We start from the raw sequence: 14255 nt of genomic DNA on the forward strand, positions 1-14255 counted from the left end.
GCGAGGCGGCAGATGAGCGATGTTCCGGTGACGATGGTCAACCCGCACGGCCACGGGCGGCCGTCGGACTGGGTGACGCGGTTTCTCGAAGGCGTCTCGGCGGGCGGCACCGTGCTCGATCTCGCCTGCGGCGCCGGACGGCATCTGAGGGCGGCACTCGCCGCCGGCCATCCGGTCGTGGCGATCGATCGCGACGTCTCCGGCCTCGCCGATCTTTCGGGCGATCCCCGCGTCGAGATCCTCTCCCACGACCTCGAAGGGCCGGGCGGGGTCGACCTGCCGCTCGCCGCCGATCGCCGCTTCGCCGGCATCGTGGTGACCAACTACCTCTTCCGCCCGCTCTTCCCGGTGCTGCGGTCGCGGCTCGCCGACGACGGCGTGCTGATCTACGAGACCTTCTCGCTCGGCCAGGAGCGCCACGGCAAGCCGTCCAACCCGCAGTTCCTGCTGGCGCCGAACGAGTTGCTCTCGCCGGCGCTGACCGAGGGGCTGGTGATCGTCGCCTACGAGCAGGGCGAGTTGCCGGCGGCGGCGACCGGGGCGCAGGGCGACAAGGTGGTGCAGCGCATCGCCGCGGTCGGGCCGAACCACCCCTGGGCGCGTGAGATGCCCCGCCGTCTCGGCTGACGCCGCGAAATCGGGCGGAAAGCCCCCTCGTCGCGCGGCCCGCCGCGTGCGATGGTTGCGGCGATTCGGGACGGCCGGATCGGCGGAGTGACGGCGATGACGGGCGAAGGGCGATCGATGCGCTTCGGCATGGTGCTAGGACTGGCGGTGATCGCGGCGACCGGCGGGGCTGGCGCGCAGACGGTTCCCCTGGCGATCGAGACGCAGCCGCCGCTCGCGACCCGGCCCGTCGCGCCCGCCCCCGTGCTGGTGCCACAGCCGAGCGGTCCGCCGCTCGCCGCGCAGGCGCCCACGCCGGTCGCACCGATCGTGATCCCGCCCGGCCCCGGTCCGGTCGCGGTGCCCGAGGTGCCCAAGCCCACGCCGTTGCCGGCGCCCGCTCAGGCTCCCGTCCTCCAGAGTCAGACGCCGCATTCGCCGCCGCCGGCCGAGACGCCGAAGCCGGCCGAAGCCGCGCCTGCGACGCCGGCTCCCGTGACGCCGCCGGCCGACGGCGCCAAGCCCACCGAAGCCACGCCCGCTCCTCCCCCTCCGGCCGCCCCCCAGCCGGTGCCCCAAGCGACCCAGCAACCCGCGCAGCCCGCCGCGCCGAAGCCGGTGGCGGTCGAGATCGTGTTGGCGGCGAAGCCGGTGCTCTTCGTCACCGGTGTCACCACCTGGGAGAAAGCCGAGGAGAAGCTCGGCTCGGTCTTCGACAAGCTGGCGGAAGCGGCGAAGAAGCTCGGGCTGGAGCCGACCGAGGGACCGCTCGTCGAATACATCGAGAGCGACAGCGACGACGTCGGCTTCAAGGCGATGCTGCCGCTCGCCGCCCCGCCGAAGGCCGACGCCAAGCTGCCCAAGGGCGTCAAGGTCGGCAAGTCGCCGGCGGGCCGCGCGCTCGAGTTCCGTCACGACGGACCGATCGACGACCTCGAGGAGGTCTATGCCCGCATCGACGACGAGATGACCCGGCTCGGCCTCGAGGCCAAGTCGATCCTCGAGCGCTACGACGTCAACGCCCTCGGCTCGGAAGAGGACCGCACCGTGATCGACGTCTGGGTGCTGGTGAAGTGAGCCGGCCGGGCGCCGTTTCGCCCGGAAATCGCGGCGGACGCGTCGAGCAATGCGTTGACTCTCGCGCCCGTCTCGCTTAGAGACACCACCATTCTCGTCGACTTCTCCGTCGCCGACCCGCCGACCGGGGCATGCCATTCGACCCCGGAGGTCACCGTCCGCCAGCGCGATGCGCCCGCGGGCGCGTTTCCGTTTGGAGGTTCGGTGTCGGGGCCGCGGCGATCAACCGGGACCAAGACCCCCCGAAAGGGACGAAGACCCCATGTTCGACACGCTCTCCGAACGCCTTTCCGGCATTCTGGACAAGCTCACCCGCCGCGGCGCCCTCTCGGAGGCCGACGTCGGCGAGGCGATGCGCGAGGTGCGTCGCGCCCTGATCGAGGCGGACGTCGCCCTCGACGTGGTCAAGTCCTTCACCGACAAGGTGCGCCACCGCGCCGTCGGTCACGAGGTTCTGCGCTCGGTGACGCCGGGCCAGCAGGTCATCAAGATCGTCCACGACGTGCTGATCGAGACGCTCGGCTCCGACGCCAAGCCGATCGATCTGCATGCGCCCGCCCCGGTCGCCATCATGATGGTCGGCCTGCAGGGCTCGGGTAAGACGACGACGACCGCCAAGATCGCCAAGCGTCTGTCGGAACGCCACAACGTCAAGGTTCTCGCCGCCTCGCTCGACACCCGCCGTCCGGCGGCGCAGGAGCAGCTGCGCGTGCTCGGCGAGCAGGTCGGCATCGCCACGCTGCCGATCGTCGAGGGCCAGTCGCCGACCCAGATCGCCGAACGTGCCGCCACCGCCGCCCGCCTCGGCGGCTACGACGTCATCCTGCTCGACACCGCCGGCCGCACCCACATCGACGAGCCGCTGATGCTCGAGATGGCGGAGATCAAGAAGATCTCCCGCCCGCACGAGATCCTGCTGGTGGCGGACAGCCTCACCGGTCAGGACGCGGTCAACGTCGCCAAGTCGTTCGACGAACGCGTCGGCATCACCGGCATCGTGCTGACCCGCATGGACGGCGACGGCCGCGGCGGCGCCGCGCTGTCGATGCGTGCGGTCACCGGCAAGCCGATCAAGCTGGTCGGCACCGGCGAAAAGGCCGATGCGCTCGAGGACTTCGATCCGAGCCGCATCGCCGGCCGCATCCTCGGCATGGGCGACATCGTCGCCCTGGTCGAGAAGGCGGCGCAGGAGATCGACGCCAAGAAGGCGGCCGAGATGGCCGCCAAGATGAAGAAGGGTCAGTTCGACCTCGACGATCTGGCCGATCAGCTGATGCAGATGAAGAAGCTCGGCGGCATGAAGGGGATCATGGGTCTCCTTCCCGGCATGGGCAAGCTCAAGGGCCAGCTCGACGGGCTCGACGAGAAGGTGTTCGACCGCCAGGTCGCCATCATCCGTTCGATGACCGCCAAGGAACGCCGCAAGCCCGAGCTTCTCGCCGCGTCCCGCAAGCGCCGCGTCGCGGCCGGCTCCGGCACCCGCGTCGAGGACGTCAACAAGCTCCTCAAGATGCACCGCCAGATGGCGGACATGATGAAGATGATGGGCAAGAAGAAGGGCGGCCTGTTCGGCGGCCTCGGCTCGATGCTCGGCGGCGGCATGCCGCAGATCGATCCCGCCCAGCTCGAAGAGATGGCGAAGTCCGGCCAGATGCCGTCGATGCCGGGTGGCCTCGGCGGCATGCCGGGTCTGCCGCCCGGTCTCGGCCTGCCGGGCATGGGAATGCCGAAGGGGCCGCTGCCCCCGGGCTTCCGCAAGAAGTGAGTTTTCTCCGCCCCCCGTCGAACGGCCAGAGGCCGGCGATGGAGACGCGGAGAGGAGACATCGGAATTCCTCGGGGCAACCCGAGGCTCGTGCAATCGAAGTGATCAGAAAGGAACCGAGCCCATGTCGCTCAAGATCCGTCTCGCCCGCGGTGGCTCCAAGAAGCGCCCGGTCTACCGCATCGTCGTCGCCGACGCCCGCGCCCCGCGCGACGGCCGCTTCATCGAGAAGATCGGCACCTACAACCCGATGCTGGCCAAGGACTCGGCCGATCGCATCACCATCGTCGCCGAGCGCGCCACCCACTGGCTGTCCGTCGGCGCCCAGCCGACCGACCGCGTCGCTCGTTTCTTCGACGCCGCCGGCCTGCTGAAGCGCGAAGCCCGCTCGAACCCCGAGAAGGCCGTCCCGGGCAAGAAGGCCCAGGAGCGCGCCGCCGAGAAGGCCAAGAAGGCCGAGGCCGCGACCGCCGAGTGATCGGTGGTCGACACGAGGAGAGGCGAGACGTCATGAGCGACGAACCGATCCTCGTCGGGCGTGTCGGCGCGGCGCACGGCATCAAGGGCGAGGTCCGGGTGAAGTCCTTCACCGACCCGCTCGATGCCGTCGCCGACTACGGCCCGCTGAGCCTCCCCGACGGCAGGACGCTGACGGTGGAGCGGCTGCGCCCGCAGGGCGACATGCTGGTGGTGAAGTTCCGCGAGGTCGCCGATCGCACGGCGGCCGAACGGCTCACCAACCGCGATCTCTTCATTCCGCGTTCGGCGCTGCCGGAGGCGGAGGACGAGGAGACCTTCTACCACGCCGACCTGATCGGCCTGGAGGCGGTCGAAGCGGACGGCACGTCGCGCGGTCGGGTGATCGCGGTTCCCGACTTCGGTGCGGGCGATCTCCTGGAGATCCGCACCGAGGGCGCGAAGAGCTTCCACCTGCCCTTCACCAAGGCCTTCGTGCCGGTGGTGGACGTGGCCGGTGGTCGGGTGGTGATCGCGCCGCCCGAGGGCTTCTTCGTCGTGGCCGAGCCCGAACCGGGCGAGGACGGCGGCGAGGTGGCGGACGCGGAGCGCGAGGAGCCGTGACCGGATTTTCCGCCACGGTGCTCACGCTCTACCCGGAGATGTTCCCCGGGCCGCTCGGTACGGCACTCGCCGGCAAGGGGCTCGACAACGGCATCTGGTCGCTCGCGACGGTGCAGATCCGGGACTTCGCCGAGGGTCGTCACCGCAACGTCGACGACACGCCGGCGGGCGGTGGACCGGGCATGGTGCTCCGCGCCGACGTGGTCGGCCGGGCGCTGGACTCGGTGGCGACGGACGAACGTCCACGGCTCCTGATGAGCCCGCGCGGTCGGCCGTTGACGCAAGGCTTCGTCCGCGAACTCGCGGAAGGGCCCGGCGTGGTGATCCTGTGCGGTCGGTTCGAAGGGGTCGACCAGCGGGTGATCGACGGGCGGAACCTCCTGGAGGTCTCGGTCGGCGACTATGTTCTCTCCGGCGGAGAGACGGCGGCGATGGTCGTGCTCGACGCGATCGTCCGCCTTCTGCCGGGGGTGATGGGCAAGACGGAGTCCGGATCGGAAGAGAGTTTCGAGACCGGGCTCCTGGAATACCCGCACTACACCCGGCCGCAGGTCTGGGAGGAGCGCGGCATTCCGGAGGTACTCGCCTCGGGCAATCATGCGGCCATCGCGCGCTGGCGGCGCACGCAGGCCGAAGCGATCACCCGGGAGCGTCGACCGGACCTCTGGGCGGCGCGGGCAACCGCGACGACCGAGGGCAAGGGCGACAAAAAGTGACGAATCGGCGCCGTCTCGGCCCTCGACGCTGCAACGAGGGCATGACAAGGCGGCGGACATCGAGTATAGGCAACGCAAATTCCGAACAGGTGGTACCCATGAACATCATCGAACAGCTCGAAGCCGAACAGGCTGCGGTCATCGCCGAGAAGCGCACCCTCCCGGCCTTCCAGCCGGGCGATACCGTCCGCGTCAACGTGCGCGTCGTCGAAGGCAACCGCACCCGCGTGCAGGCCTACGAGGGCGTCTGCATCGCTCGTTCGGGCGCCGGCATCAACGAGTCCTTCACCGTCCGCAAGATCTCCTACGGCGAGGGCGTGGAGCGCGTGTTCCCGGTCTACACCCCCCTGATCGAGTCGGTCGACGTCGTCCGTCGCGGCAAGGTGCGTCGCGCCAAGCTCTATTACCTGCGCGGCCTGACCGGCAAGGCGGCCCGCATCGTCGAGCGCCAGGACAAGAAGCCCGCCGCCGCCGAGTGATCGGGCGGGCGATCTCGTCGCCACAGACAGAATTCGACAGTGAGAGGCCGGTTCACCGGCCTCTCTTCGTTTGTGTGCCGTCGTGTTCGATCGGGTGCCGGGGCCTCGCTCGGCCGCCGATCCCGCATGGACGCGGTCCAGCCTTCCGGCTCGGTCCAATAATCGTGCGGGTGTGTCAAATCGTCCAAAGACATTTCACGTCGATTATTCTGTACCTTCGTCCTATGGCTCCACCCAATATTCACTCCTAGCGTCCGCACCGTAGCACTACCGAAGACAACGGCCGAAATCGGCCGCGATGTCAGTCGCGCGATGTCTTCATCACGCGATCGATGAGACTTTGTCGGTAGCGTCTACGCAACGAACCAGCGACTTCTCGAGCGAGATCGTCGGCGCGTAGTCGTGCGCCGATCGTTCCATGTTCGCTCGCATGATCGAAGTCGGGTCGGAACAAGGGGGAATTGCGATGAACCTGTTGGTTTCTCTGGCAGTCAGCATCACCGTCCTGGTGATCGGTTGGGTCTATGTCGCGATCGGAATTCCGAACCTGGATCTCGTGGTCTGGGCCGGCGTCATCGGTTGGGGATCCTTCTACGCGGCCGGCGGTGGTCTCGACGGCCTGAAGAAGGCGCTGGCCGGCAACCTCAGCGGTGCGATCTGGGCCTTCCTCGCCCTGCTGCTGTTCGGCCTCGTCGGGGGCGGCAACATCCTCGTCCTCGCCGTCATCGTCGGCGTCGCCGCCGGCCTGATGGTCCTGCAGGCCAACATCCCGCTGTTCGGCTTCATCCCCGGCGCCTTCTTCGGCGCGGCGACCTGGTTCGGCGCCAACGGCGGCTCCGCCCTCACCACCAAGGCGGGGATGATCCTGGTGTCGCTGGTGATCGGCGCGGCGCTCGGCTACCTCTCCGAGGCGATCGGCAAGAAGATGGCCAAGGCCTGATCCCCCGCGGGGAACGGGTTCGGGGGACGTCCCGCCCATGGGGCTCGGATCGCGAGATCCGGGCCCTTCGCGCGTGAAGACCCGGCGCGCGTCATCGCCGCCGGTCGAGAGCGCCGCCCCGACGCCACGGCGATGCCGGCAGCGGGGTCACCGTCGACGGGCGGATCGAGACGCGAAGGATCGCGCCCGACGAGCGGGACGCGATCCTGGCGGAGGAATTCGGCCTCGTCGTCGAGGGCCTCAGGAGAACAGGCGGAAGCGCCGCTTCTTGACCGGCTCTTCGGTCTCGCCGGGACCCGGATCGTCGGGCAGGCGGGCCTGCGGCTCGACCGCCGCGGCATCACGAGCGGGTTTCACCGGCTCGGCGTCGTTGGCCGCCGGCGGCACCGGGGCCGGGGCGGGCGTCTCGACCACGGTCGGCGTCACCGGAGCGGGCGCCGGTTCGGCTGCGGCCTCGACCACCACCGGCTTCGGCGCCGGGGTCGGCTCGACGACCGGCTCGGGCGCATGCGGCGTGCGCGGCGCAGTCTCGACCGGGACGATCGAGCCCGAGGCGGCGAGCACCTCGTCGGCCTCGTCCATCGGATCGTCCCAGGTGAGCGCGGCGACGTCTTCCGGGGGCGTCGTCCATTCGAAGGCATCGAGCCGGCCGGTGACCGGCGAGATCGCCGCCCAGTGGTCGGAGACGAAGCCGTCGGCGACCCAGGTCGCGTCGCGCCGGGCATGGACCGCACGGGTCAGCCAGCCGCGCACGGCGCCGGGCGTACCGCCCGAGCCGTCCTCGATCTCCGCCATCAGCAGGCAGACGCGGCGGGTCGGACCCGCGGCGACGACCGGTTCCAGCACCTTGCGGGCCTCGGCGAAGTCCTTGACGTCGGCCAGCGCCCGGGCGAGCGCCAGCGTGCCCTCGACGTGGTTGGCGCGGATCGCGATCAGCTTGCGGACGCGGGCGAGCCGATCGGCGGCACCGTCGCCGGCGCGCAGATGGGCATAGGCCTCGGCGATCTCGGGATGCGGGGCGACCTTCCAGGTGGCCTCGAGGATGCGGGTCGCCTTGCGCAGCTCGCCGGCGCGCGCCGCGAGACGGGCGGCGAGCGTCGCCGCCGGCACCAGGTCGGGAGCGAGGCCGTGGGCCTCCTGCGCGGTGCCGCGGACGATCTCCGGCTTGGAGGCTTCGCGCTCCAGCCCGTCGGCGGTGAGAATCACGGCGCGCAGACGGCGGGCGGCGGCCTTGTCGATGACGCCGTTGCGGCGGTTCTGGTCCACGACCTCGAGCGCCCCCTGCCAGTCGCGGCCGCGGGTGCGGTATTCGACCAGGGCCTGACCGGCCCAGGCGAGACGCGGCGCGGCGCGATGGGCGGCCTCGGCCCATCGTTGGGCGGCAGCGCCGTCGCCCCAGCGCACGGCCTCGACATAGAGGCCGCGCATGCCGAGGACGCGGGTCTCGGGCTTCTCCAGCATGGCGGTGAAGGCGCGTTCGGCGGTGCCGCGGTCGCCGAGGAGCTGGGCGTGCTGGGCTTCCAGCAGCAGCGCCAGCGGCTCGTCGCCGAGGAGATGACGGGCGTCGCCGGCGGCGCGTCCCGCGGTGCCGAGGTCACCGGCGCCGACCGCGATCATGCCGCGCGACAGCGCCGACCAGCCCTTGTCGCGGCGGCGGCGGCCGAAGAACGAGCCGATCGAACCCGGCATGTTCCAGATCATGCGCACCAGGGCGACGACGATCATCACCACCACGACGAAGACGACGAGGCCGATGCCGAGCGTGGTCGTGTCGGTCTCCACCCGCTGGCCGAGCCAGGAGACGGAGGCTTCGCCGGGGTGATCGGCGAGCCAGGAGAAGCCGAAGGCGAGGCCGACGAGGGCGACGAGGAAGACGAGCAACCGGATCATCGTCGGGACCTCACTTGGGAGCAGAGAGTTTGGAGACGACCGCCGCGGTCTCGGCGGCGAGCGCGGCATCGACGGCAACGCGCGCCTCGAGGGCACCGCCCCACGCGGCAGACGCCGCACGGGCCTTGTCGGGCAGCGCCTTCCAGGCGGCGAGCGCGCCGGGGAGATCGCCGGCCGTCATGCGGCCTTCGACGCGCGACACCTTGGCGGCGAGGCTCTCGCCCGCCGTCTCACCCGCCGGGCGGATGCGCACGGCGGAGAGCGCGTTGCGGGTGAAGCGATCGAAGAGGCTCTCCTCGCCGGCCGGCTTCTCCTCGGCATCGGCCATGGCGCGGGTGAGCTTCGGCAGTTCCTCGCGCAGCTTGGTCACCGAGGGCACGCCCTTGTCGGCGAAGGCGTCGAGGGGGGCGAGACCGGCGACACCGCCGGTGCCGGCGGCGCGGCGGGCGACCGCCAGTTGGCTGGCGAAGGGACGGCCGGCGTCGACCGCCGACTTGAGGTCGGCGAGGGCAACGGCGAGAACGGCGCGGGCCTGAGCTTCTTCCGCCGCCTTGGCGCCGGCCTCGATGGCGGCCATCTTGGTCTCGACCTGACCGACGAGGCCTTCGGCGGCGAACTTGGTCTGGTCGAGCGTCTCGGCGATGCGGCCGCGGTCGGCCTTGGCCTCGGCGTTCGAGGTCTCGACGCCGCCGAGCCGGCCGACGAGGCCGTCGACCTCGGCGCGCATCCCCTCGAGACCCGAGAGCCGCTTGCGGAACCCGTCGATCGCCGCGTCGAGATCGGCCTTGCGCTTCTCGGCCTCGGTCGAGAGCCGGGCGGCGGCATCCGCCAGCGCCGCCTTGGCCTCGGCGCCCATGTCGCTGCCGCGGGCGGCGAGTTCGGCGCGGGTGGCCTCGAGCTCGGTCTTCAGACGGGCGATCTCGGCGGCCGAGCTCTCGCGGGCGGCGGCGATCGCCTGATCGACCTTGGTCGCCAGCTGCGCGAGCGCGGTACCGTCGGCAGGCAGCTTGGCGAGGCTCTCGGCGACCGAGGTCTTGGCGGCTTCGGCGCGTTCCGCCGCCGCCGCCTGCAGGGCCTCGACGCGGGCGGAGAGATCGGCCGGGATCTTCAGCGCCGGCGCCGCCTCGAGCGCGGCGAGGCGCTTCTCGAGCGGCACGAGGTCGACGGGCTTCTCGGCGGCGCGCGCCTTGGCCTGGGCTTCGAGGGCGGCGACGCGGTCGAGCGCGGCCTTCAGCTCCGGGCTCGGCGCGGCGGGTGCGGCCGGGCCGACGAGGGCGTCGACCTGCGGCGCCAGAACGCGCGGCGCGACCACGCCGATGGCACCGCCGACGAGGCTCGCCACCACCACGGCGCCGGTCAGCGCACCACCGCCGATGCCCCGGCGGGCGGGGGCGGGAGCGGCGACCGGGGCTTCCGGAGCGGGCGCCTCGGGCGCAGCCGCAGGGGCTTCCGGCTCGACGGCCTGTTCGACCGCCGCCTCGAGCGTCGCGTCGGTCGTCGTCGCGGCGGCGGGCTCGGTCGCCTCGATCGGCGTCTCGGAGCTCACGGCCTCGGCGGGGCTCTCCGGCGCCGGCTCGGCGGCGACGATCTCCGTCGCTTCCGCGGTCGGTTCGGGCGACGTGGCGGGCGACGCCTCGGTCGCGGGATGCTCGGTCGCGGCGCTGTCGGGCGTGCGTTCCGGCTCGTGTTTGGCCGCCATGTCGGATGCTCCCTCGAGGACGGTGGTCTCGGCGACGACGGGGACGCCGGAGGATTGGACGAAGGTGACGAGCAGACCGGGTTCGTCCGGTCTGGCGGCGACGACCACGCGATCGAAGCCGGCCTTGCGAAGCGGCGCGGCGGCGGCCTCGGAGATGGCATGGATGCGGAAACTCGACGTCTCCGCCGTGATGCCGCGTGCCGCCAGCGCGTCGACCAGTATTTCCGCACTCTTGGGCGAATAGACGGCGACGGCGTCGATCCGACCGGAGCGCAGGTCGTCGGCGACGCCCTCCGGCAGGGTCTCGACCGGCTCGATGCGGTAGACGACGGCGACACGGACCGAAAAGCCGCGGGCGACGAGATCGTCCTCGAGATCGGCGGTGCGGTCCTCGCCGGCGGCCCAGAGGACCGGCCCGTCGAGCGGGTCGAGCCGGCCGGCGACGAGGGCGACGAGGTCGTGGCGGTTGCCGGACGCCGAGACGGTGTTCTGAAAGCCGCGGTCCAGCGCCGTCCGCGCGGTCTTGTCGCCGACGGCGAAGGTCGGCAGGGCGCGGAAGGTGTCGACGTCGGGCCTGAGGCAGAGCGCGGTGACGGCGTTGACCGAGGTGACGAGCAGGCCCTGAACGCCGTCGAGCGCGATCTCGGCATCGCCGTCGAGCACGGTGCGGGTGAGCGGTGCGGTGACGGCATCGTGGCCGGCCGCTTCCAGGCGCTTGCCGGTGGCACGCCCCTGTTCTTCGGCTCGGGTCACCAGCACGCGCATCGCTCGATCATCCCACCGTGAAGAAGTCCGGCCCACCGAGCGACTTCAGGACCTCGCCCGCCTCGGCGCCGATCGCTTCGGCGTCGGCGACAGGCCCTTCGCGGCTGATCGCATGGGCTTCCGACCCGTCGGGGCGCAGGATCAGCCCGTCGAAGTGCAGCACGCCGTCGACCACTCTGGCGAGCCCTGCGATGGGCGTACGGCACGAGCCGTCGAGCACCCGCAGGAAGGCGCGCTCGAGCGTCAGCGCCGCGGCGGTGTCGGCGTGATGGATCAGACCGACGAGGGCCAGCGTCGCTTCGTCGTCGGCACGGGTCTCGATGCAGATCGCCCCCTGGCCGACGGCGGGGAGGAAGTCATCGGTCTCGATCAGCGAGGCGATCTCGGCCTCGAGGCCGAGACGGCGCAGACCGGCGTTGGCGAGAAGCGTCGCGTCGGCCACGCCGTCGTCGAGTTTCTTCAATCGGGTCTGGAGGTTGCCGCGGAACTCGACCACTTCGAGGTCGGGCCTGAGGCGGCGCACCATGGCGCGGCGACGCAGGCTCGAGGTGCCGACCTTCGCACCCGCCGGCAGATCGGCGAGCGACTTGGCGTTGCGCGACAGGAAGGCGTCGCGGACGTCCTCGCGCGGCAGGAAGGCGGAGATGACGAGCCCGTCGGGGAGCACCGTCGGCATGTCCTTCGACGAATGGACGGCGAGATCGATCGAGCCGTCGAGCAGCGCCTCTTCGATTTCCTTGGTGAACAGACCCTTGCCGCCGACCTCGGAGAGCGGCCGATCGAGGATGCGGTCGCCGGTGGTCTTGATCACCACGATCTCGAAATCGTCGGGGCTACGACCGGTCGCCGCGGCGAGGCGCTCGCGGGTCTCGTAGGCCTGCGCCAAGGCGAGCGCGCTGCCGCGCGTGCCGATACGGATCTTGTCGTCGAACTTCTCGGATTGCACGGCGTTCCCATCCGGTGATAGGGCAGGGCGCGGGAAAACGGGCCCGACGGCCCGCCTCGGGCGATCTTTCGTCTTCTCTAGAGGAAAGACGGCCCGCCCGCCATATCCGATGCCATGAGGACGACCCCGGAGGGGAACCCTTCGTCGGCGAAGTTGAGGACGAGAGCGTGCGGATCCTCGGGATCGAGACCAGTTGCGACGAGACGGCGGCGGCGGTCGTGGAACGCGACGCCGACGGGCGCGGTCGCATCCTCTCGAACGTCGTCCATTCGCAGATCGCCGAGCACGCGCCCTTCGGCGGCGTCGTGCCGGAGATCGCGGCGCGCGCCCATGTCGACCTCCTCGACGACATCGTCGACCGCGCCATGCGCGAGGCCGGCCTCGGCTTCGCCGATCTCGACGCGGTGGCGGCGACCGCCGGGCCGGGTCTGATCGGCGGCGTCATCGTCGGGCTCACGACCGCCAAGGCGATCGCGCGGATGCACGGACTGCCGCTCGCCGCGGTCAATCATCTCGAAGGCCACGCGCTGACGCCGCGGCTGACCGACGGCGTGCCCTTCCCCTATCTGCTGCTGCTGGTCTCCGGCGGTCACACCCAGTTCGTGGTGGTCGAGGAGCTGGGGCGCTACACCCGTCTCGGCACGACGATCGACGACGCCCTCGGCGAGGCCTTCGACAAGACCGCCAAGATGCTCGGCCTCCCCTACCCCGGCGGGCCGCAGGTCGAGACCTGGGCGAAGCGGGGCGACCCGACGCGCTTCGACCTGCCGCGCCCCCTGATGCGGCGCGACAGCCACGACTTCTCCTTCTCGGGGCTGAAGACCGCGGTGCGGCTGGCGGCGGAGGCGGCACAGCCGCTCTCGGACCAGACGATCGCCGATCTCTGTGCCTCGTTCCAGGCGGCGGTGACCGACGTCGTCCGCTTCAAGGCGGAACTGGCGCTGAAGGAATTCAAGACGCGCACCGGCGTCACCGAGCCGCTGCTGGTCACCGCCGGCGGCGTCGCCGCCAACAAGGCGATCGCGGCGGCACTCGGCGAGGCGGCGGCGCGCGCCAAGGGGCGCGTGGTGGTGCCGCCGGGCAGGCTCTGCACCGACAACGGCGCGATGATCGCCTGGGCGGGGGCCGAACGGCTCGCCGCCGGTGCGGTCGACGGCATGGAGGCGCAGGCCCGGCCGCGCTGGCCGCTCGACCAGACCGCCGAGCCGCGGCTCGGCTCCGGCCAGTGGGGGGCCAAGGCATGACGAAGGCGGCGATCGAACGGGTGACGGTGATCGGCGCCGGGGCCTGGGGCACGGCGCTGGCGCTGGTGGCGGCGCGCGCCGGCCGCGAGGTCCGCCTGTGGGGCCGCGACGAGGAGGTCATCGCCGCGATCGGCGAGACCGGGCGCAATCCGCGTTACCTCGGCGACATCCCGCTCGACCCCGGCCTCTTCGCCACAACCGATCTTTCCGCAGCGCTCGACGGCACCGACATGGTGATCCTGTCGGTGCCGGCGCAGGCGAGCCGCGCCGCGGCGACCGACATCGCCGCGCTCGTCCCCCCCGGCACGCCGGTCGTCTCGGCCGCCAAGGGGCTCGAACACGGCACGCGGGCGACGATGACGCGGGTGATCGCCGAAGCGATCCCGCAGGCCGTCCCGGCGGTTCTCTCCGGCCCGAGCTTCGCCACCGACGTGGCGCGCGGCCTGCCGACCGCCGTCACGGTGGCGGCGGCCGACGAGGAGGTCGCTTCCGCGCTCTGCCGGGCGCTGTCGTCCTCGACCTTCCGGCCCTATGCCTCGCACGACCTCGTCGGCGTCGAGATCGGCGGCGCGTTGAAGAACGTGCTCGCCATCGCCTCCGGCATCGTGGTGGGGCGCGGGCTCGGGGCGAGCGCCCAGGCGGCGCTGACGGCGCGCGGCTTCGCCGAACTGTCGCGGCTCGCCCGCGCTCTCGGCGCCGAGAGCGAGACGCTGATGGGTCTCTCCGGCCTCGGCGATCTCGTCCTGACGGCGACCTCGCCGCAGTCGCGCAACTTCTCGCTCGGTCTCGCCATCGGCGGCGGCGGCTCGGTCGCCGACCTGACGCGGCGCGGCACCAAGCTCGCCGAGGGCGTCCATACCGCCGCGGTCGCGGTCGAATACGCCGCTGCGCACGGCATCGAACTGCCGATCACCGCGGCGGTCGCCGACGTGGTCGCCGAGCAGCTCGACGTCGGCGGTGCCATCGAACGGCTGATGAGCCGGCCGCTCAAGCGCGAGGTCGGCTGATCGCCGACCGCGCACGACTCGGTGAATTGCGCGAAGAAGCGG

Annotated in this window: 13 protein-coding genes; 10 read left to right on the plus strand and 3 right to left on the minus strand. The window is 71.5% G+C overall.

The features are described 5' to 3' along the window. The first annotated feature begins 12 nt into the window (after positions 1 to 12). The 8 genes from ACT53U_RS14465 to ACT53U_RS14500 all read left to right on the plus strand — a co-directional run bounded on the left by ACT53U_RS14465 (position 13) and on the right by ACT53U_RS14500 (position 6662). Entirely contained in the window at positions 13 to 627 is a 615-nt protein-coding gene (locus ACT53U_RS14465; protein ID WP_476156188.1) for a class I SAM-dependent methyltransferase, read from the plus strand. 117 nt (positions 628 to 744) lie between these two features. Continuing rightward, positions 745 to 1683: a GyrI-like domain-containing protein gene (locus tag ACT53U_RS14470; RefSeq protein WP_476156190.1), complete on the plus strand. Its 939-nt coding sequence runs from the start codon at positions 745 to 747 to the stop codon at positions 1681 to 1683. Positions 1684 to 1945: 262 nt separating this feature from the next. Continuing rightward, entirely contained in the window at positions 1946 to 3448 is a 1503-nt protein-coding gene (ffh, locus tag ACT53U_RS14475; protein WP_476156191.1) for a signal recognition particle protein, read from the plus strand. Positions 3449 to 3571: 123 nt separating this feature from the next. Then, complete coding sequence (gene rpsP, locus ACT53U_RS14480) at positions 3572 to 3925, plus strand: 30S ribosomal protein S16 (RefSeq protein ID WP_476156193.1); 354 nt, start codon at positions 3572 to 3574, stop codon at positions 3923 to 3925. 32 nt (positions 3926 to 3957) lie between these two features. Then, positions 3958 to 4527 carry a ribosome maturation factor RimM gene (gene rimM, locus ACT53U_RS14485; protein WP_476156195.1) on the plus strand — a complete coding sequence of 190 codons (570 nt, stop codon included), beginning with the start codon at positions 3958 to 3960 and terminating at the stop codon, positions 4525 to 4527. Then, positions 4524 to 5243: a tRNA (guanosine(37)-N1)-methyltransferase TrmD gene (gene trmD, locus ACT53U_RS14490; protein ID WP_476133676.1), complete on the plus strand. Its 720-nt coding sequence runs from the start codon at positions 4524 to 4526 to the stop codon at positions 5241 to 5243. The genes rimM and trmD overlap by 4 nt, the downstream gene beginning before the upstream one ends. 98 nt (positions 5244 to 5341) lie before the next feature. Further along, a complete protein-coding gene (gene rplS / locus ACT53U_RS14495) occupies positions 5342 to 5722 on the plus strand; it encodes a 50S ribosomal protein L19 (protein ID WP_476133678.1) in 381 nt (126 codons plus the stop codon). A 466-nt stretch (positions 5723 to 6188) separates the two neighbouring features. After that, on the plus strand, positions 6189 to 6662 hold the full coding sequence (locus tag ACT53U_RS14500) for a DUF1097 domain-containing protein (RefSeq protein WP_476156197.1): 474 nt from the start codon (positions 6189 to 6191) through the stop codon (positions 6660 to 6662). A gap of 240 nt (positions 6663 to 6902) precedes the next feature. Here the strand turns inward: ACT53U_RS14500 and ACT53U_RS14505 are convergent, their stop codons facing one another. The 3 genes from ACT53U_RS14505 to hemC are packed head-to-tail and all read right to left on the minus strand — an operon-like array spanning position 6903 to position 11962. Further along, positions 6903 to 8552: a heme biosynthesis HemY N-terminal domain-containing protein gene (locus ACT53U_RS14505; RefSeq protein WP_476156199.1), complete on the minus strand. Its 1650-nt coding sequence runs from the start codon at positions 8550 to 8552 to the stop codon at positions 6903 to 6905. A 10-nt stretch (positions 8553 to 8562) separates the two neighbouring features. Continuing rightward, positions 8563 to 11016: a uroporphyrinogen-III synthase gene (locus tag ACT53U_RS14510; protein WP_476156201.1), complete on the minus strand. Its 2454-nt coding sequence runs from the start codon at positions 11014 to 11016 to the stop codon at positions 8563 to 8565. A 7-nt stretch (positions 11017 to 11023) separates the two neighbouring features. Continuing rightward, entirely contained in the window at positions 11024 to 11962 is a 939-nt protein-coding gene (gene hemC, locus ACT53U_RS14515) for a hydroxymethylbilane synthase (RefSeq protein WP_476156203.1), read from the minus strand. 167 nt (positions 11963 to 12129) lie between these two features. Here hemC and tsaD point away from each other — a divergent pair, with 167 nt between their 5' ends. Beyond that, positions 12130 to 13206, plus strand: coding sequence for a tRNA (adenosine(37)-N6)-threonylcarbamoyltransferase complex transferase subunit TsaD (gene tsaD / locus ACT53U_RS14520; protein WP_476156205.1), 1077 nt, complete (start codon positions 12130 to 12132; stop codon positions 13204 to 13206). Further along, positions 13203 to 14213 carry an NAD(P)H-dependent glycerol-3-phosphate dehydrogenase gene (locus ACT53U_RS14525; protein ID WP_476156207.1) on the plus strand — a complete coding sequence of 337 codons (1011 nt, stop codon included), beginning with the start codon at positions 13203 to 13205 and terminating at the stop codon, positions 14211 to 14213. The genes tsaD and ACT53U_RS14525 overlap by 4 nt, the downstream gene beginning before the upstream one ends. Positions 14214 to 14255: the final 42 nt, after the last annotated feature.

The sequence above is a fragment of the Pinisolibacter sp. DMC19 genome, from assembly GCF_056313985.1.

Bases quoted from the DNA above. Each gene is read 5' to 3' on its own strand.
- ACT53U_RS14465 (WP_476156188.1), top strand. From the start codon at position 13: ATGAGCGATGTTCCGGTGACGATGGTCAACCCGCACGGCCACGGGCGG.
- ACT53U_RS14470 (WP_476156190.1), top strand. From the start codon at position 745: ATGCGCTTCGGCATGGTGCTAGGACTGGCGGTGATCGCGGCGACCGGC.
- ffh (WP_476156191.1), top strand. From the start codon at position 1,946: ATGTTCGACACGCTCTCCGAACGCCTTTCCGGCATTCTGGACAAGCTC.
- rpsP (WP_476156193.1), top strand. From the start codon at position 3,572: ATGTCGCTCAAGATCCGTCTCGCCCGCGGTGGCTCCAAGAAGCGCCCG.
- rimM (WP_476156195.1), top strand. From the start codon at position 3,958: ATGAGCGACGAACCGATCCTCGTCGGGCGTGTCGGCGCGGCGCACGGC.
- rplS (WP_476133678.1), top strand. From the start codon at position 5,342: ATGAACATCATCGAACAGCTCGAAGCCGAACAGGCTGCGGTCATCGCC.
- ACT53U_RS14500 (WP_476156197.1), top strand. From the start codon at position 6,189: ATGAACCTGTTGGTTTCTCTGGCAGTCAGCATCACCGTCCTGGTGATC.
- ACT53U_RS14505 (WP_476156199.1), bottom strand. From the start codon at position 8,552: ATGATCCGGTTGCTCGTCTTCCTCGTCGCCCTCGTCGGCCTCGCCTTC.
- ACT53U_RS14510 (WP_476156201.1), bottom strand. From the start codon at position 11,016: ATGCGCGTGCTGGTGACCCGAGCCGAAGAACAGGGGCGTGCCACCGGC.
- ACT53U_RS14525 (WP_476156207.1), top strand. From the start codon at position 13,203: ATGACGAAGGCGGCGATCGAACGGGTGACGGTGATCGGCGCCGGGGCC.